Origin of the sequence: Winogradskyella poriferorum (assembly GCF_050618035.1) — a bacterium.
Classification (GTDB): Bacteria; Bacteroidota; Bacteroidia; order Flavobacteriales; family Flavobacteriaceae; genus Winogradskyella; species Winogradskyella poriferorum_A.
Genome location: NZ_JBODPY010000001.1, coordinates 443,207 through 463,043 on the forward strand (window position 1 = coordinate 443,207; position 19,837 = coordinate 463,043).

The 19,837-nt window shown below is 33.5% G+C and carries 16 protein-coding genes; 8 read left to right on the plus strand and 8 right to left on the minus strand.

Annotated features, from left to right (window positions below; genetic code table 11):
* Nucleotides 1-7: 7 nt before the first annotated feature.
* Both ACRHOC_RS01945 and ACRHOC_RS01950 read right to left on the minus strand, forming a co-directional pair.
* Nucleotides 8-757, minus strand: coding sequence for a geranylgeranylglyceryl/heptaprenylglyceryl phosphate synthase (locus ACRHOC_RS01945; RefSeq protein ID WP_431156821.1), 750 nt, complete (start codon nt 755-757; stop codon nt 8-10).
* A complete protein-coding gene (locus tag ACRHOC_RS01950) occupies nt 757-1,383 on the minus strand; it encodes a 4'-phosphopantetheinyl transferase family protein (RefSeq protein WP_431156822.1) in 627 nt (208 codons plus the stop codon). The genes ACRHOC_RS01945 and ACRHOC_RS01950 overlap by 1 nt, the downstream gene beginning before the upstream one ends.
* A 127-nt stretch (nt 1,384-1,510) precedes the next feature.
* Here ACRHOC_RS01950 and ahcY point away from each other — a divergent pair, with 127 nt between their 5' ends.
* Together ahcY and ACRHOC_RS01960 are read left to right on the plus strand one after the other, a co-directional pair.
* Nucleotides 1,511-2,824, plus strand: coding sequence for an adenosylhomocysteinase (gene ahcY / locus ACRHOC_RS01955; protein WP_431156823.1), 1,314 nt, complete (start codon nt 1,511-1,513; stop codon nt 2,822-2,824).
* A 69-nt stretch (nt 2,825-2,893) separates the two neighbouring features.
* Nucleotides 2,894-3,355, plus strand: coding sequence for a DUF1569 domain-containing protein (locus ACRHOC_RS01960; RefSeq protein ID WP_431156824.1), 462 nt, complete (start codon nt 2,894-2,896; stop codon nt 3,353-3,355).
* A gap of 51 nt (nt 3,356-3,406) precedes the next feature.
* Here the strand turns inward: ACRHOC_RS01960 and ACRHOC_RS01965 are convergent, their stop codons facing one another.
* Nucleotides 3,407-4,441 carry a phytase gene (locus ACRHOC_RS01965; RefSeq protein WP_431156825.1) on the minus strand — a complete coding sequence of 345 codons (1,035 nt, stop codon included), beginning with the start codon at nt 4,439-4,441 and terminating at the stop codon, nt 3,407-3,409.
* A complete protein-coding gene (locus ACRHOC_RS01970) occupies nt 4,419-7,241 on the minus strand; it encodes a TonB-dependent receptor (protein WP_431156826.1) in 2,823 nt (940 codons plus the stop codon). Before ACRHOC_RS01970 ends, ACRHOC_RS01965 begins: the two co-directional genes overlap by 23 nt.
* 191 nt (nt 7,242-7,432) lie before the next feature.
* On the opposite strand from ACRHOC_RS01970, the gene ACRHOC_RS01975 reads away from it, so the two are divergent.
* From ACRHOC_RS01975 to ACRHOC_RS01985, 3 genes are read left to right on the plus strand one after another with little or no spacing between them, the layout of a single operon-like run.
* Complete coding sequence (locus tag ACRHOC_RS01975; protein WP_431156827.1) at nt 7,433-8,575, plus strand: methionine aminotransferase; 1,143 nt, start codon at nt 7,433-7,435, stop codon at nt 8,573-8,575.
* A gap of 53 nt (nt 8,576-8,628) precedes the next feature.
* The gene (locus ACRHOC_RS01980; protein WP_431156828.1) at nt 8,629-9,108 is read left to right on the plus strand and encodes a hypothetical protein; all 480 of its coding nucleotides are present in this window, start codon (nt 8,629-8,631) and stop codon (nt 9,106-9,108) included.
* Nucleotides 9,108-9,893, plus strand: coding sequence for an amidohydrolase (locus ACRHOC_RS01985; RefSeq protein WP_431156829.1), 786 nt, complete (start codon nt 9,108-9,110; stop codon nt 9,891-9,893). Before ACRHOC_RS01980 ends, ACRHOC_RS01985 begins: the two co-directional genes overlap by 1 nt.
* Here ACRHOC_RS01985 and ACRHOC_RS01990 read toward each other — a convergent pair.
* A complete protein-coding gene (locus ACRHOC_RS01990) occupies nt 9,877-11,493 on the minus strand; it encodes an Ig-like domain-containing protein (RefSeq protein WP_431156831.1) in 1,617 nt (538 codons plus the stop codon). The two genes, ACRHOC_RS01985 and ACRHOC_RS01990, sit on opposite strands and share 17 nt — an antisense overlap.
* 55 nt (nt 11,494-11,548) lie before the next feature.
* Entirely contained in the window at nt 11,549-12,208 is a 660-nt protein-coding gene (locus ACRHOC_RS01995; RefSeq protein WP_431156832.1) for a ComF family protein, read from the minus strand.
* Nucleotides 12,209-12,295: 87 nt separating this feature from the next.
* Here ACRHOC_RS01995 and ACRHOC_RS02000 point away from each other — a divergent pair, with 87 nt between their 5' ends.
* A complete protein-coding gene (locus ACRHOC_RS02000; protein ID WP_431156833.1) occupies nt 12,296-13,180 on the plus strand; it encodes a hypothetical protein in 885 nt (294 codons plus the stop codon).
* 63 nt (nt 13,181-13,243) lie between these two features.
* Nucleotides 13,244-14,782: a glycine--tRNA ligase gene (locus ACRHOC_RS02005; RefSeq protein ID WP_431156834.1), complete on the plus strand. Its 1,539-nt coding sequence runs from the start codon at nt 13,244-13,246 to the stop codon at nt 14,780-14,782.
* Nucleotides 14,783-14,853: 71 nt separating this feature from the next.
* Here the strand turns inward: ACRHOC_RS02005 and ACRHOC_RS02010 are convergent, their stop codons facing one another.
* Both ACRHOC_RS02010 and ACRHOC_RS02015 read right to left on the minus strand, forming a co-directional pair.
* Nucleotides 14,854-15,438 (minus strand): hypothetical protein, encoded by a 585-nt coding sequence (locus ACRHOC_RS02010; protein WP_431156835.1) that lies wholly within the window; start codon nt 15,436-15,438, stop codon nt 14,854-14,856.
* 76 nt (nt 15,439-15,514) lie between these two features.
* Nucleotides 15,515-18,940 (minus strand): hypothetical protein, encoded by a 3,426-nt coding sequence (locus ACRHOC_RS02015; RefSeq protein ID WP_431156836.1) that lies wholly within the window; start codon nt 18,938-18,940, stop codon nt 15,515-15,517.
* 111 nt (nt 18,941-19,051) lie between these two features.
* Here ACRHOC_RS02015 and ACRHOC_RS02020 point away from each other — a divergent pair, with 111 nt between their 5' ends.
* Entirely contained in the window at nt 19,052-19,813 is a 762-nt protein-coding gene (locus ACRHOC_RS02020; RefSeq protein WP_431156837.1) for an exodeoxyribonuclease III, read from the plus strand.
* Nucleotides 19,814-19,837: the final 24 nt, after the last annotated feature.

Here is a 19,837-nt window from a genome sequence, read left to right on the forward strand (position 1 = left end):
TATTAATTTATTTGGATGAAAATTTGAAATTAGGTTTTAGTAAGTACTCATAGAATAAGGGATCATTTTCAAAAGCATTTCCTATTACTACCATATTTGCGCCAGCCTCAATAGCCTGGTCAAAGGCCTCTTTAGACTTTATACCACCACCTACAATAAGTGGTAGATCCATAAATTCTTTAACAGCAGTTATAATTTCTTTATTAATTGGTGATAAAGCGCCACTGCCTGCTTCGAGATAAATGAGTTTCATCCCTAAATATTCACCTGCCTTAGCCGTATCTTTAATAAGACTTATATTTTCTCTCGAAATAGGTTTAGTTTGACTCACCCTTTCAACTGAGGTTATGTTACCACTCTCTATTAATAAATAACCTGTTGGAATGACTTCTAATTCGGTATTGTAAAGTTGATCTACAGCTTTTACTTGCATATCGATCAAATAATCGGCATTACGACCAGAAATTAGAGATAGAAACAAAATGCCATCTGCATACTTAGAGATTTGATTAGCGTTGCCAGGAAATAAAATGACTGGAAGTTCAGTATGGTCTTTAATTTCCAATACTAAGTCATCTATGCTTATTCCGTTAGTTTCACTACCTCCAACAAATATATGTGTAGCAACGGTTTGATTTATCTGTTCAATAAATTTTCCAATCCGATTTACATCAGCCTTATCCGGATCGATTAAAACAGCCAATTGCGTTTTACCAACTTCAGAATTTATTATAATGTCTTGATATAATTTTCTCATTAAGGTACTACATAAGCACAAGTAAAACCTTCAAATTCTAAAAAGGCCGTATTATATCTGTGCTTTTTATTTTTATAATCTATCCACGCTACTGTTTTACCATCCTCTATCATAAATGGTATAACTAAAAAATGTTCTCTAAATAACATACCAGGCGTTGCAAAGAGCTTGTATAATGATTCTTTTATTCCCCAAATAACCGTGAGTTTATTGATATAATCTTTTGATGATTTGTTGAGATATTGAAATTCGTAATCCACAAATTTCTCTGCAATTATGGAGATTTTGTCTCTTTGTTTTTCAATATCAATACCAACTTCCAAATCACTAATAATAACACCTGAAAAATTAAAAGAGTGTGTAATTGAAATATGCTTACCATCCTTTAAATGTGGTTTCCCATTGCTATCGTAAAACAAATCTCGATCGGTATAACCAAACTCTCTTAATAAATGACGCACACTTAAAAAACCACGTTGATGCATCTCACTTTTCATTCCCAAAACACGTTCTAGGCTATTGGGTTTTAAATCTAGAGGTTCTATCAAATCCTGGTAGGACTCTTCAATCTTCCAGATTTTAACACAGGTTTGTGAGTTTACATTAATGGATTTGTAAAGTGGCATTTAATATTCTAAAACCTATTGATTACCTTTGCACTGCCTTAAGCAGATGTGGCATTATTCGGTAAGCGAATTTAACCAATTCAATTCTAAAGCCAAAGGCAATTAAAACTAAAAAGAAATTAGAAAGATGAGTACAAAAATTGCATATGTTCCTTATAAGGTAAAGGACATGTCGCTTGCAGCATGGGGAAGAAAAGAGATAGAATTAGCAGAAGCTGAGATGCCTGGCCTCATGAGTTTACGAGAAGAATATAAAGATGAACAACCACTTAAAGGTGCACGTATTGCGGGATGCCTACACATGACAATCCAGACTGCAGTTTTAATAGAAACTTTACAAGCACTTGGTGCAGAGGTAACTTGGAGTTCTTGTAATATATTTTCAACTCAAGACCAAGCCGCTGCTGCGATTGCTGATGCTGGAACTGCTGTTTATGCTTGGAAAAATATGACTGAAGAGGAGTTTGATTGGTGCATAGAACAAACTTTATTTTTCGGTGAAAATCGCGAACCATTAAATATGATATTAGATGATGGTGGAGATCTCACTAATATGGTCTTGGACAAATACCCAGAGTTAGCTGATGGTATTAAAGGATTATCTGAAGAAACAACAACAGGTGTACACCGTCTATATGAGCGTGTTAAAAATGGAACGCTTCCTATGCCAGCCATTAATGTTAACGATTCTGTGACAAAATCTAAATTTGACAATAAGTATGGATGTAAAGAATCTGCTGTTGATGCTATAAGACGTGCTACAGATATAATGTTAGCAGGTAAACGCGTAACGGTTTGTGGTTATGGCGACGTTGGTAAAGGAACTGCAGCCTCATTTAAAGGTGCTGGTAGTATTGTTACTGTAACAGAAATAGATCCTATCTGTGCATTACAGGCAGCAATGGATGGTTATGAAGTTAAGCGTTTAGAAACTGTAGTAGCAAATTCTGATATTATTATTACAACAACTGGAAATAAAGATATAGTAAGAGCTGAGCATTTTAAAGCTATGAAGGATAAAGCTATTGTCTGTAACATTGGTCATTTTGATAACGAAATTCAAATGGCTTGGCTTAACGAAAACTATGGTACTACAAAAAACACCATTAAACCACAGGTTGATAAATATACGATTGATGGCAAGGATATAATTGTATTAGCAGAAGGTCGCTTGGTGAATTTAGGATGTGCAACAGGTCACCCTAGCTTTGTAATGAGTAATTCATTTACAAACCAGACACTAGCGCAGATTGAGCTATGGAATAATTCTGAGAATTATGGCAACGAAGTCTATATGTTACCAAAACACTTAGATGAGAAAGTTGCTAAATTACATTTGGAAAAAATTGGTGTTGAATTGACAGAATTAAAGCAAGATCAGGCGGAATATATTGGTGTTACCGTAGAGGGCCCATTTAAACCAGAGCATTATAGATACTAAACTAGTGATCTACTTTAACAAATAGACTAAACCCTTGCAGAACAGCAAGGGTTTTTTAATTTTATAAGTATGAAAGAGCTAACTAAGCTAACCAAATATCTCAATAGGTTTGAAACAGTAATCCCACAGTTTGAGGAGAAAAATCTATTAGTTTCAAAATCTTCTGTAGGTTGGCAAATAGATCATAGTCTTAAAGTTATTAATGGTATAATAAGTCAATTAAAAACATCTTCGAACGACAAGAAACCTAAATCTACATTATTAGGGAAATTCTGTTTATTAACGCGGTACATACCAAGAGGTAGTGGAAAAGCACCTAAGGTTGTTCTGCCTCCTGAGGTCATTAAATTAAATGACTTATTAGAACAATTAGAATTGGCACGCCTAAACATAAAAGACTACCCAAAGATTAATAATAAAGCTACTTTTAAGCATCTCTATTTTGGGATTCTCAACAAGACCTCAACTTTTAAGTTTTTAGAAGTTCATACAAATCATCATCTTAAGATAATTGACGATATATTAAAGTAAACCCTTTCTATTTCTAGAAAGGGCTTAACAATTAACTTAAGCATATGAAGATTAATCTTTATTAAGATTAAGACTTCCTAAATCATGGAAATAAAAGGTCTTTGAGTCTGACATTGACACAAACAAACCTCTTGAAAACTTACTTCCTAGTGAAAAAGTAACAACATCGCATCCATCTGTTTCAATGGTCCCTAAGTCTAATTCCATTACAAAATCATTAGAAATTCTATCAAAGACATTAAAGCTGTTTTCTTGCTGATTTGACACTATTAAAAAACCACTATTTCCATTATACTTTGCAATAGCAATACCTTCGATATCTCTGCTAAAATATTCTCCCCCAAAACAGCTTATTTCTTCGTCTCCCTTATCAGGTGATGCATAATATTTTCTGATGCAATGATCCTCATCTGAATAATATATATAACCCAACTCTTCATCAACAGCAATGGCTTCAATCTCCTTATTTCCACTGAAATTACCGAACTTTCTAGCGAATTGTAGTTTTAATCCTTGAGTGTCTACTATAACTTCGTATTGATATAAATAGTTTTTAATTGGCCCTTCTTTTCTACTGACTATTAAATAAGTCTTCTTTGTTCTCTGTTCCTTATAAAAAGCAATGCCCATTGGTCTGCGATAACTCACATTGGATTCATCTTCAAAAACTTTTAATCCACCACTATCCAACATTTTCATTTCAGGCACCGAAAACAATCTTATCTGATTCTTCTCTCTTTCAGTAAAACCAATTATATCAATGGTCGTTGTATCATTTATAAAAAAACCATTCGATATATCAACATTATTGGGGTAGCTAAGTCCAGTAATGGTCTTATCCATAATTATTTTCCCCTCCAAATCAAAAGCATAGATCCCACCATTTACCTCATCTTTATCGGTGCCAAACACAATTGATTCTAATGGATTCTCCCTATTTATCCAGATTGCTGGATCGTCGGTGTCATGAGGTGTCTTCTCAGTTATTAGTACCGGTTCAATTTTTGGAAGATGTTTATTATTACAACCAAAAATTACCATTATCAATACAAGCAGAAATGGCTTACCTTCTTTTAAACAAATCATATTTTAATCCTATTGATAATCTTCTTCCATAATACTCAGCTTGCATTGTTCTGCTTCTTACCCCTTGAAAATAGCGTAGAGGTTGATCTGTAATATTATTTAAATCGAGATAAATTCTTAGATTATCATTAATTGCATAATTGACATTGAAATCTACTAAAAATTGTTCGTCATAGTATCGATCTTCAAAGGCATTCCCTCCAATTTCATCGATGTAAGCATCTGAGTAATTCGCTGATAAACGAATATTAAACTTATTATCCGTATAAGCAATAGAACCATTAAACATGTTTGGTGCAGTACCAGGTAAATCTAAATCAGTTCTAGAACCTCCTTCTTGATTCTCAACGCCTTCAGTATCTGAAGTTAAATAGGTGTAATTAAGATATATATTGAAATTTTTTAGAAACCCTGGTAAGAAATCCAACTGTCTTTGGAATGAAAATTCAGCACCAAAAATAGTTGCTGCATCGCCATTTAATGGCTGAAAAAGATCAAATCCTGTAGAGCTGTCTGTTGATTGAGACGTGTAGATAAAATCACTAATATCCTTATAAAAAACACCTCCAGATATTATACCAACATTACTAAAATAATATTCTGCCATTAAGTCAAATGCCATTGAAGTAGTAGTTTCTAATTCTGGGTTACCAACAAATATTTCCTCGTCGTCATTGACCACATCAATAAAAGGAACTAAATCTTCATAATTAGGCCGTGCTAATGTATTTGTCCAAGCAAAACGAATAACTGCATTTGGATTTATGTCATATTTAAAATGAATACTAGGTAAAAGGTTTGTATAAGAACTCTCTTCAGTAACTGTTCCCACCAAATCTTCTTCATCCTGAATTTGATTACCTGTCGCAGTTATACTAGTACTCTCTACCCGTAGACCAGCCAAAACCGAAAGCTTATTGGAAAGCTTTTGATCTAACATTGCATAACCTGCAACCACATTTTCTTCAACATTGAAATTAGCCCTTAAAAATTCATCAGGTAAAGACTCTATTTCAAACAATGAACTGTTATTTAAGTTTAATTGCCCTAGATATCTTGGAGAAACAAAAGATCCAGCTGCATATCTGCCACCTGCCAAATAGTTGTCATCTGTTTGATCAGTTAATGGAATAGAACTAAAATCATCAAAGTCTCCAGTTAATGGACTAAATTCAAAAAAGTTATTGTTTCTTATTTTATCCTTTAAACGAAGTCTAGCACCAATCTTAACAGAACCGTCACCTTGACCGAAGATATCACTTGGCACTTCAAGATTAACAAAAGCATTTAGATCTTCTTCTTCTGTAAATTGATTCTCCTCTGTAATTTCTCTTAATGAATAACGATCTAAACTTGTATTAGCAGTTACAGAAGGGATTATCAATGGGAATTCTGGATCTGAAAGTAATACACTAAAAGGTATAGGGTTACCATCACCATTATCATCTAGTTCATATGAAATGTAACGTTCATTTAGTCGTTCTTCGGATGCACTTGCGTAAGAGGCTAACCAATCTAGTTTCACAGATCCAAAAAGATGATCTCCACCTAGTGTATAGTTTTGCATTCTTTGATCCTCTAATCTTGTATTTCTATTTCTATCATTATCTATACCTCCTTTAGTCTGTCTTCTTATTTCCCCTTGATATCCAATTATAGATTCGGTCCCATCTTCAAAGACTGGTTCTATCGCCCGATATCTTAATCTATAACGATTTTCTCGGTCATCTCTCCAATTATACATGGTTTTTAAATAGACTGTATTATTAGGGTCAAATTTATAATCAAAATTTGCCGAAAAACTACGTCGAATTCGCTGAACAATATATGTTCTTATATCATGTTCTTCAATATATGGTGACACTTCAATATCCTCACCTGATATAGGACTTTCAGCTTCATTCAACCAAACAAACTCTATATTATCAGAGCCAAAGTCATTGTCATTAACTGAAGCAGACAACATCCAACCAAATTTTCCATTCTTAGACCTATCTCCAAGTATAAATGATCCGTTTAAAATTCGTCTATCAGTAATGAAATTTACACCAGATCCGGCTGTTGCCGAAAGTCTAAATCCTTCAGGAGCTGTCCTCGTTACCAAATTAACCGAGCCTCCTAGTGCATCTCCATCCATATCTGGTGTCACAGCTTTATTTACCTCAATCTGCTGAATCATATCAGCAGGGATGAGATCCATTTGAATATTTCTATTATCACCTTCAGCTGAAGGAATTCGTGAACCATTCAAAGTGACAGAATTTAATTGTGGAGCCAATCCTCTCACTATTACATTACGTGCCTCTCCCTGGTCCACCTGCATAGTAATACCAGGAATTCTTTTTACCGCATCACCAATATTTGCATCAGGAAACTTACCAACTTGGTCAGCAGATACTATATTGGTAATATTTCGCTTGTTTTTCTGTGTATTTAGAGCTTTGGCTTGTCCTCCAACAAATCCTGTTAGGATTACGCCGTCTAGCTCTTCAGATTTTGGCTGTAGAACTACCTTAACCTCAACAGTCTGACCATCTGTTACATCAATACTAATTTCTTGACTGCTGTATCCTAAATAATCTATGTTAAGTGTTTGAGATCCAACTGGAACATTTAATAATAGAAACTTGCCTTCAGAATCTGAAACGGTCCCTTTATTAAGTTGTTTTATTGTAATAGTAGCGTAAGGAATAAAGAGTCCCTGTTCATCGATTATTACTCCTTTTATATTTCCATCTTGAGCAAATGAAAAAATACTTAAAAATGAAAGAATAATAAACAAAAAGTAATGTCTGTACATAATTTTATTTTAATTGGTTAACTGACTACTAATTAATAAATTAAGACACTCAATTAAATTATCTACACTTTACTATTGTATTAACATTTCCGCTATTATTAACCAATTTAATTATTAGATAACATTCAATTAAACATTTAGTTTTATGAAGTAATTTTTATTTAAATCAGTCCTTTTCGTATATTCATTTAATGGCTATAAATTCTAAACTTCCAGAAACAGGCACCACAATTTTTACAGTAATGAGTGCCTTAGCAAATGAACATAATGCTATAAATCTGTCTCAAGGTTTCCCTAATTATACGAGTAGTTCTAAACTAAACGAGCTGGTTTCAAATGCCATGACAAATGGGTATAACCAATACGCACCAATGACAGGTAATCTCGATTTGCGTTTAGCTATTACCCATAAATACGACTTACTTTACAATTCGACCTATCATCCAGAAAACGAAATAACCATAACTGCAGGTGCAACACAGGCTATTTATACTATAATCTCGGCATTTATACATCCAAATGATGAAGTTATTTTATTTAAACCTGCTTATGATTGTTACGAGCCAGCAGTAAAGATTAATGGTGGTATCCCTATCCCTTTAGAATTAAATACACCAGATTACAAAGTTGATTGGGACCAAGTGGCTACTTTTATTACATCTAAAACCAAGATGATTATCATTAATTCGCCACACAATCCAACAGGAACTGTATGGTCTAAGGAAGACATGTTAAAACTGCAAGAACTGACCCAGAATACAGATATCATAGTTTTAAGTGATGAAGTCTATGAGCATATGGTGTTTGATGATTTAAATCATTTTAGTGCTTGCTTCTTTCCAGATCTAAAAAAGAGGTCATTTATTACAGCTTCATTTGGTAAGACGCTTCATAATACAGGCTGGAAAATTGGCTATTGCTGTGCGCCTAAAGACTTAATGACAGAATTTAGAAAAGTTCATCAGTTCAATGTTTTTTCGGTTAATCACCCTATGCAAAAAGGAATTGCTGACTACATGAGTGATCCCAATACCTATTTAGAACTTTCAGCATTTTTTAAGCAAAAAAGAGATTTATTTTTAAATCTCATATCAGAATCAAGGTTTAAATTTAAACCGTCACAGGGCACTTACTTTCAAGTCTTAGATTACTCCAATATTACTGATGAGAAAGATACTGAGTACGCTGTAAGGCTCACCAAAGAAAATAAAATAGCCTCAATCCCATTATCCGTCTTTTATGACAATTCAAAAACTGATAAAACACTACGTTTCTGTTTTGCAAAAACCGACGAAACTTTAATAAAAGCTGCGGAAATTCTATGCAAAATCTAAGTTACTTTTTGTAATTTTCTGTGTCTCATATTTATGAATCAAAACATAATATGATGAAGCAAATTATTTTTCTAGTTCTTATAACATTTTCAATTGGTCTTAACGGACAAGAGGTTAAAAAAGATGGTAAAATTTACCAAGTAAAAAAGGAACGTATTTTCTTGGAGGGAAAGGATGTAACTGAGGTATTAAATAATGAAGAAAGTAGATCTATACTAGACACAGCAAAGTCCATATCCAAGTCTTCTGAAAAAGAAGAGAAAGCATTAAAAAAGAGACAAAAAGTAGCCAAAAAACAAGAAAAAGCTCAAAAAAAGGCTGAAAAAGCCGAAAAACGAGCCAAAAAGGCAAAAAAAGAAAAAGAGAAAAAACAAAAAAGATTTAAAAAAGCAAAAGCCAGTTTAAATAAAGCAGAAAACAAATACAATAGGCTTAAAAAGAAAGGTAAACTTTCACCTATAGAAGAAGAAAAATGGTTTAGTAAAATCGATAAGCTTAAAACAAAACTAGATAAGTCAAAAAAGAAATTATAATGACCAAAAGCAACCTTAATGTAGCACTTATTCAAACCCATTTATTTTGGGAGGATCCAGAAAAAAACAGAACGCATATAGAAAACAAAATCAATATGATTACGGATGATGTTGATTTGATAATCTTACCTGAGATGTTTACGTCTGGATTTACTATGAATGCACCAAAGGTTGCTGAAACAATGGACGGAAAAACAATAAACTGGTTAAAGACAATTGCCAAGTCAAAAGACTTAGCAATTATGGGCAGTTTGGTGATATCTGAAAACGATAATTATTTTAACAGATTCGTTTGCATTACACATAATGGCTTATTAGCTCAATATGATAAAAGACATACTTTCACCTTAGCTGGCGAGCATAAAGTTTACAAAGCAGGTACAGAAAAGGTTGTTTTTAATTATTTAGGTTGGCGCATTTGCCCATTAATATGTTATGATCTGCGTTTTCCTGTTTGGGCACGAAATGTGGAAGACTATGATTTATTATTATATGTTGCTAATTGGCCTAAGCCAAGAATAAATGCATGGGACGCTCTACTTAAAGCACGCGCTATAGAAAATATGTGTTATTGCATTGGTGTAAATCGTGTTGGCTTGGATGGTCTTAATTATGAATATCCTGGACATTCAGGAGCTTATGATGTTTTAGGGTATAAACTAGATCAAATAAAAACAGATACAGAACAAGTGGAAATTGTGACTTTAGAAAAATCACCAATCGAAAAATACCGATCAAAACTGAACTTTCTAAATGATCGCGATGGTTTTAATCTAGAAGTGTAAAGTCAATAATAAAATCAAAACTGGCTCGTATTTCCTCAACATCTTCAGTCGGTGCATAACTTACACGTTCTGGTTGAATGCCTAGAAGAAAATTACCCGTGTCAAATTTACCATTACCATTAGTATCATAAATAACTCTTAAGCCGTATTTACGTGGTGCTATATCTGTAAAATCAACGATTGGACTATTGGTCGTATAGCGTTCATAGATAACGACACCTTGATCATTAACCAATTGTACAATTAAAGGGAATTCGGCATTTTTTAGTTGTACCCTTAAATTTCCATATTCAGATTTCATTTTTGTTCTAAAAGAAAAATTGAGCGTGTCTTTATTTACGCCTCCATAAAAATCCTCAAAAGTCTCTGGCAAAACGGTTAGAACATAACTTTGACCTTCCTGCTTATCTATTGGAAAAGTATAAATATTGAAGATTGAATCGTACTCTACACCAAAATCCACAGATAAGGAGTCCTTATTAATTACACTGATTTTTGACTTATTAATTTTACTGATAGGAATATTAGGCTCCAACATTAATTCTTGATCAAAATTTAATGTTCCAGCATTTACAGCTTTTATAGAAAGCGAATCACCCTCAAGTACTCTAAAGCGATGTTTAAAAGTATCTACAAACTTCTCATTAGTAACAACAAACATTGCACTATCTCTTTCAAATACGGGCTTATACCAATAGTAAAGACTGTCTGATTGTTTATCTTTTGTTATGCGATATTCAAAATCACTTGGCCGATCACCTAATAATTCTATTTGCATTCCTTCATAACTTCCCTCGTAAGGAAATAAGATTCTAAACTCACCATCTTGTTTTGGCTTAAAAGCCTTAAAGTTAATCTCCTCATTAAATAAAACAAGCCTGAAAGTCGTATCTGAGGGTATGGTAATAAACTCTTTTCGATAACCTATTTTATCTTCTTTCTGATTAAATAGAAAGTTCGAATTCTTGTCTTTAAGCGCAATAAGCTTATACGTTCCAGCCTTTATATTATCAATACTAAAAGTTGTTAAACTATCAAGCGTATTTGTAACATATCTTGGTTTATCTTTAAATACAATCGAATCGGAATAAGTGGAGTCAACCTCATATAACATTACTGTTACAAATTCATCAGGTTGCTCGAGCAAGGCATCTTCAACATAGCCTTTTACAGAAAGTGAATCAATACTATCACCTGTAGAAAATACATATCTGTAATAAGGGTAAGGATTCTCTTCATTATTGTCTACAATGCTTTCTCCAAAATTAAAAGCATAGGTAGTATTTGGTTCTAAGGTATCTTTTATTTTAATGGATATGTATTTGCTAGCACCTCCCATAGGAATGATTGTAGGATCAGTATCCATAGGTGGGGAAATAATTAACTGCTTACGTAGATCTTTGATTTTAACGTACTCATCAAAATATATTTTAATCTCATCACCTTTAAAGTTGGTAGAAAAATTTTCTGGTTCTGATTTTAGAATAACTGGTGGTTCGGTATCCTTTTCACCTCCAGTAGGTGTTCCTCTATTTGCACAACTGGCAATAGACGCGATAATAAAAAGAACTACTAATACTCTCTGTAAATTATGATACATTTAGAAGTGAAAATTTAGAACAAAGAAACAATTTTAATACTTAGAAACGAAAATATTAATCTGCAATTGCCATGGTAGCAAGACTTAACTTAATATTATCAAACTTTAACAAAACAGCAGCGCAAGATTCTATAGTAGCTCCAGTCGTAATAATATCGTCTACAATTAAAATATGTTTTCCATTAAAGTTTTGATCTTTACTGAGATCAAAAACAGCACTATTATTTTCTGAGCGTCCAAAACGTCCTTTAAAAACCTGTGTCTTGGTCGGCTTTGTTTTAATTAGAAGTTTATCATTGAATTCTACATTTAATTCTTGTGCAATTGCCTTACCAAAACGTGTCACTTGATTATATCCTCTTTTTCTCAATTTTGTCTTGTAAAGAGGAACAGGTATAACACAGTCAATAGTCTTGTACGCATCGATAGTTTTTAACTCTACTCCTAACCACTTGCCAAGAACTCCACCAATTTGCTCATGGCCACGATATTTTAGATTATGCAAAAGATTTTGAACAATAGTTTTCTTTGAAAAGTGAAGTAAGGCTGTGGCATTTTCTAGTTTCACTCTACCGTATAGAATTTTCTTTACGGCATCTGAGTTTTCGAAATGAAAATTAGTTATAGGTAATTGGTGTCGGCATTTTAGACATATGACAAATTCATTATCACCTAATACAGAATTGCAAGCTTCACAAACCTGAGGGAAAAACAAGTTTAACAAATTTTTTACCACTTAATCGAATAAAATAATTTGGCCATAGTATTAACCATAATTTCGCATTGAAAGTAATAATTAATTATGATAGTTAACCCTCAATTATTTAACTATAGATTAATTATAGGTTCGCTCTTAATCATTTTAACTGCTTTAGGAATTTATAGTTTTACAAACCATAAATCCATCAAATCCTACGAGGAATTCTTAAAGCAAGAAAAATTTCTGATAGAACAAGAGCTATCGGAAATGTTAGAAAGTTATGATGAATTAAGTGAAGATTATGATCTTATGGCTTCTCAGCTCCAGGAAGCAAAATTAGAAACTAAAAATGCTTTAGATTCTTTAAGATTATTAAAAAGTGATTTGTCAATTATCACTAAATTCAAGGAGCAACTTATAATTTTAAAGTCTAAAAGTAAGGTACTCTTAAATACCATAGACTCCCTAAATATTGCGAATCAGCATTTAATGGAAGAGAAGCAGGATGCTTTGAATACAATTGAGAGAAAGAGTTCTACAATTAATGCACTTGCTACTAAAAATGACCTTTTAAATAAAGCCATTGATAACGCTTCAATACTAAAGGCTAGCAATATTAGTGCCCAATCCTATAAGTTAAGTGGAGCTAAGAAACGCTTTACGACAAAAGCGCGCCGCGCTAATGCTATTGACGTTTGTATACTCCTTGCCGAGAATCCGTTAACAGATGAAGGCGATAAGGAGATTTATATACAAATAGTAAGCCCTAATGGCAATGTTGTAGGCGATAAAGGCGAAGTCTTTTTTGATGATGATTCTCTTATTTACAGTAAAAAAGAGCTTGTATCCTATCAAAATGAAAACCTAGAAGTTTGTAGCGCTATTATTGCTGATAAAGATGATAAACCCTTTCAAAAAGGTGACTATATCATAAATGTGTTCCACAAGAAAGATAAACTTGGTAGCACACGCGTAACTTTAAAGTAGATACAACAATATAATTTTTATAAAACCACTCTGTTAATTAGAGTGGTTTTTTATTTTTGTGCCATGGCAAACGATGATAAATTTAAAAAGGTAATCTCCCATGCTAAGGAGTACGGTTATGTGTTTCAAAGTAGTGAGATTTATGATGGCTTAAGTGCGGTTTATGATTACGCACAAAATGGAGCAGAATTAAAAAATAATATTCGTAATTATTGGTGGAAGGCCATGGTGCAAATGCATGATAATATTGTTGGCATTGATGCTGCAATTTTTATGCATCCAACCACCTGGAAAGCCTCTGGTCACGTTGATGCTTTTAACGATCCTTTAATTGATAATAAGGACTCTAAAAAAAGATATCGCGCAGATGTTTTAATTGAGGATTATTGCGCTAAAATAGAAGCCAAAATAAACAAAGAAGTTACCAAAGCTGCAAAGCGTTTTGGTGATGCATTCAATAAAGAAGAGTTTGTTTCTACTAATGGACGTGTTCTTGGATACAAAGAGAAAATCGATACCATCTTAAAACGCCTTGCTAAATCTTTGGAGAATGAAGATTTAGCAGACGTAAAAGCACTTATAGAAGAGTTAGAAATTGCCGATCCTTTGTCTGGCAGTAAAAACTGGACAGATGTTAAACAATTTAACCTCATGTTCGGTACTAAACTTGGTGCCTCTGCAGATTCAGCTATGGACTTATACTTAAGACCAGAAACGGCACAAGGTATTTTTGTCAATTTCTTAAATGTTCAGAAAACTGGAAGATTAAAAATTCCTTTTGGAATTGCCCAAACAGGTAAAGCTTTTAGAAACGAAATTGTAGCGAGACAATTTATTTTTAGAATGCGTGAGTTTGAACAAATGGAAATGCAATTCTTTATTAAACCAGGCACACAAAAAGAGTGGTTTGAATATTGGAAAGAGACGCGTTTAAGATGGCATAAGTCTCTTGGCATGGGTGAAGACAATTACCGTTTCCATGACCACGAAAAACTTGCGCATTATGCTGATGCGGCAACAGATATTGAATTTAATTTCCCATTTGGTTTTAAAGAACTCGAAGGTATCCATTCTAGAACAGATTTTGATTTGAGTCAACATGAGGAATACTCAGGAAAGAAGCTACAATACTTTGACCACGAAGATAATGCAAGTTACACACCATATGTTCTTGAAACCTCAATAGGATTAGATCGTATGTTCTTGGCTGTTTTCTCTAATTCGCTACAAGAAGAAGAATTAGAAAATGGAACAACTCGTACAGTTCTTAAACTACCAGCAGTTCTAGCACCAACTAAGGCCGCCATTTTACCATTAGTAAAAAAGGATGGTCTGCCAGACATAGCAAAACAGATAGTTGAGGATTTAAAATGGGATTTCAATGTTGTATATGATGAAAAGGATGCTGTAGGTCGTCGTTACCGTAGACAAGATGCTGTAGGGACACCATTCTGTATCACCGTAGATCATGACACACTAGAAGATAACACTGTTACAATACGTCACAGAGATACTATGGATCAAAAACGACTAAAGATTGAAACAATAAGAGAAATCATCAAAAAAGAAGTTGATGTACGTGAGTGGTTAATGCGCATGTAGATAATATTTACTAAATAAAAAACCCAAGCACTTGCTTGGGTTTTTTATATTCTCTTATACTTTGCGTTTTACTAAAACCGATAACCAAAATTAACTGCAAAGCGAACCTCTACATTCTCAAGGTAATCATCATTATCAAAATTTCCTAGGTTCCTTGCAATATCACCATTTAATGTTAAGGTGAATTTATTATCAAACATCCACTTATGGCCAATACCAAAACCAGCTGAAGCGCCTCCAATATCATAGGTGAACTCTTGGTTTACCTCCTGACCTTCTACTTCATCAAAGAAGTAATATTCATCTACCGTGATTTCACCTGTTCTTAATTTAAGTTGTGGATAAAAGAAAAACCCATGATGATCTTTATCTTTTGAAAAATAAACCAGATAAGCTGCTCTCAATGAAAATGCAGAATTATCTTCAATATAGCCAACATCGTAGTACCCATAAGTATCAAAAATATTAGCGCTTATAAATAGTGATTGGTTGTTGTCAAAAAGGCGCTCATAATTTACACCCAATGTTCCGGCAACGACTAAATCCAAAAGATTAACAGAAATCTCACTCTTTTTAGGTGGTTCGGTATTATCATCTTGTGCATTCCCAGTAAAGATTAAAAGGCCTAATAAAAAGGATAAAACTAATTTTTTCATGTTTGATTGATTTAATTTTGAAATATATCTATAGATGACTAACCTATTAAATGGTTGCGTAGGAAAATATATAATTTTAGAAATATGCCTTAAGTTGTATCGTGCCAGTATGAATGGTTTTTGAAGTCTCTGTTTTTCTACCAAAATATGAGAGATTTAAGTCTAAAAACTTAGTGAGTTTTTTTTGTGCTAAAAGATTCCAAGTAAAGTTTTGTCCTGGCTGTAATCCTTCAAGCATCTGGTAGGCTACAGGTGTATTAGGATTTCCTTCAAACTCATTTTGAAAGAAATTAAACTCGCCTGTTAAGGCAATTTTCTGAGCATTATTATAGGTAAAAGAAACACCATAATTATTTTGGGACAAGGCTTCAAGGTCACCTATCCGATTCGTTTTTGAAGTGTATTGATAAAAGACATCAAACTGTGCATTCTCATTAAATAAATAAGACAGTTTTGGTTGAAATTGATCCTCATTAATTTCAAAATTTCTATTCGTAAAATTCTCACTCAAACTCTCTTCTCTACCAAAACTTGCCAAGCCATTAAGAAGCCAGCTTTTTGCAAACTTGTGATTAAAGTTAAACTGATGATTCAACGATTTATTCTCTTGAAACCCTATTGAAAGTAAACTCCGGCTCGTGTTGGTTAAATAGGTATATGATGTGGTGTAACGTTGTTTTCCTCTATTATAAAATAGCACATTTCTTATACTATTATTAAGTCCAAGTTCATTCTCCTCGTCTGCCTTAAAAGGATTTAGATTAAAATTGTTACCATCTCTTCTTACCTTTCTATCTATTAAAAAAGAGGTCTGATTATAAAAGTGAGACCAAAATTTTCTGCTTCCGCTTTTTGAAGAACTCCATTGTTGAAAATTCAAGGTTAAGGTCTGACTCAATCTGTTCTGATGCGTTCTCACAAAAACCTGATTAGGTAAAAGCACACGAATGTAATTTCCTTGATCTGCAAATTGAGCAATTTCAAATTCATTTAATTCTTGTACTCCATTTTCATTATAATCTATCCATGTGTAAGCACCTTGACCTGCTTCTACCTCGACATAGGTAAAATCTTGTTGCGGTAAGGTCCCAGAATTGGTTTCAAAATTTGTATTCCAAATTAAAATATTATTAAACAGCTTCTGATTAAAATTTAGTCTACTATTTAAACTTTGTTCATTTTGAGAATCTTCTACAGTCGCCTTTAAATCTCTGTAGTTAACAAATAGTTGAAGATTAGTGGCTTTATTTTGTACTAACCTCGATTTTAAATAATAAGTATTGGAGCGATTAACACGTTGTACAAGGTTATCTCTTACACTATCATTTACACGATTAATATAGCCGAGCTCAACAAACACCTTTGTACTATCTCCAATGCCAGCAAATACTTCGTAAGCATTAAATTTTTGACTCAATGGTGTGAGTGAATCTTCTGCTAATACTCGCTGTTCATTATCCTCGAGCGCATATTTTACACCAGCCCATTTATTCTTTTTACCATATACCACTCGGTTAAAAGATCTCAAAAATGTAGAGCTGTTTACTGTACTTTCTCCATTGAGGTAACTCGTGTTTGAAAAAATAGTAAAGTTTCCTAATCTTAAATTAGCTCCAAGATTATGTCGGCTTCCACTAAAATTGCTTGAGTAATCTAAATACTCAAATTTGTAAGTTGCTCTACCTTTTTTAGAATGCGATAATTCTATTCCTGAATTAAAAAGAAGTTGGTTTCCAAAATTAAAATTACCTTGATCATCTCGTTGATCTTCAAGATTCCAATCACGATTAAACTCTGCTCTATATAGACGTTGTATGGTCCTAAAATCCTTCTGGATGAAATCAGCATCTACAAGAGCAGATAAATTCCAGAGACTATCGGACTGAATAATATTTTGGTTTATCCTGAGTTTGCCTGCAAATCCGTCATTATCATCATCGTCTATACTAGAAAATAAGTTAAGGTCATTTTTGCTACCTGCTAGTTCAAAGAATAGATCTGTCTTTTCACTAGGTTTATAACGACCATTTAAAACTGCTATCTGTAATCGCTCTGGCGCTACTAACTGCAAAATAGGTTCATAATTACCTTGAGGTACTCCAGCTACAGGAGGCACATATTCAAAAATATTCGAGATAGCGTTATCATTACTTAAAACATAGTTCCCCTGATTGTTGCCAACCAATGTGAAACTTACGCTAAACAGCTGATCGTTTGGATCATTGGAAAAGACAAATATCTCCTCAGTTCCAAACAATTCCTTGCGGTATAAAATTCTATTTTCAGAAAAATTTTGCTCTACTGCAGAAGGTGCTGTCATTAATCCTCTATCATCACCAGCATCTGCAAGAATTTGGGTTTGCTCTGTTGAAAGGCTTTGTTGTAAAGGTTGATTCTTTGCATCACTCTCCGAATAAACTGAAACGTTTAGACTCAGCTTATCAGATTTATAGCCACCACCTCCAAAAACTGTAAATCGGCTATAATTACGCTCACTAAATTGATAATCTACCGTAATTCTCATTTCTGAAGTTATTGGAAAAGTGGAATTGAAAATGATTTCTCCAGCATTATAATCTATAATATAATCTCTATTCTCACCACGTTCTAATGGCACGCCATTTACATAGACAGTTTCACTACCAGAAACAATTAAAACAAATAGTTCGTTATTAGGCCCTCTTAATTTATAAGGCCCTTGATTTCCTTCTTGTGCAATAAACTGTGTAGTGGTAAATTGCCCTCTAACCAATGCACCTGATGCATAAACATTGGTCTTTTCATTTAAGTTAGCATTAACCAATAAACCTTGAACACGTTTTGTAAACTTCGCAAAGTAACTGTCATTATTAATAAGATCTATGTCACCTACCCTAATATTCCAGTTATCACTAAACAATTCTATAAACACCTGGTCAAATTCATCTAACCGTTGTGAATAGCCACTTTCTTGCAGTGGAATATTAGCATCTTGTATAGAGGCACGAAGCGAAACTTTATCACTCAATTTACCGGATATTTGAAGGTCTAACTCACTATTTAAAACAGAATTTTGATTGTTTCCTACCGTGACACCTCTAGAAATACTTCCTGAGGTTGTTAAACCATCAAAGGGTGTAAATGTGTTTTTTCGATTGGTGTTTTCGAGCTGATAGAGCTTTCTAAGGCTAGAACTTCTATTCACAATAATGCTCTCATCTAACTGCTTATACTCCTTGGTAATAAAATTAGGGTAGCGCAAATAGTCAATAATTAGTGTATCTGCAGAAATAGGTGCTCTAAAGCTTAAGACTGCTTTGGCAAAGTCTACTTTGTAAAGTGATGAATCTATAAGCTTACCACTCTTATTTTTAACTACTAAATAGGATGGATTAATACTAACAGTGTCTATTCTAATTGAGTCCTTAACCGCTAATTTCTTGGTCTTATAATTCCCTCGATTATTTTGGGTGTTCCCAAAAAAAGAGACAAGTAATATTAATAAGACCAACGTACGTTTCATGTAGACTAATAACTAGTAATAGCTCAAAATATTTTATTGTTAAAATAGGTGCAAAATAATAGTGTAAAAGTAGGGTATTATTTAATTTCGCTTAAACCGTAAAAGTTAATAATGAAAATTGCATCCTATAACGTAAATGGTATTAGAGCAGCCATTAATAAAGGTTTTATTGAATGGTTAGATGCCACAGGTCCAGATGTGATCTGTCTTCAAGAAATAAAGGCTTTAGAAGAACAACTAGAATTAAGTCTTTTTACAGAAATAGGCTATAATTATAACTATTGGTTCAGTGCACAGAAGAAAGGTTATAGTGGTGTTGCTATTCTTTGTAAAAAAGAACCTAATCATATAGAATTTGGTACTGGGATTGAATCTATGGATTTTGAAGGTCGAAATATAAGAGTAGATTACGATAAAGTCTCGGTAATGAGTATGTACCTACCTTCTGGGACCAATGATGCACGATTAGAGCACAAGTTTGAGTACATGGACTTAATACATGATTATCTCAATAAACTCCAAAAGCAACTACCTAATCTTGTAGTTTGTGGCGACTATAATATCTGCCATGAACCTATTGATATTCACAATCCAAAGATGAAGGGTGTATCGGGCTTCTTACCAGAAGAACGTGAGTGGCTTGGTAATTTTATAGACAGTGGTTTTATCGATAGCTTTAGGTTTTTACATCCAGAAAGACAGGAGTTCTCTTGGTGGAGTTACCGTGCCAACTCACGTGCAAACAATAAAGGTTGGAGATTAGATTACGCGATGGTTAGTCAGCCATTACAAGAAAATATAAAACGAAGCGTTATACTCACTGAAGCAGTGCATAGTGATCACTGCCCTATTCTTTTAGAATTGGATTTATAGTTTAATTATCAATCAATAAAACGT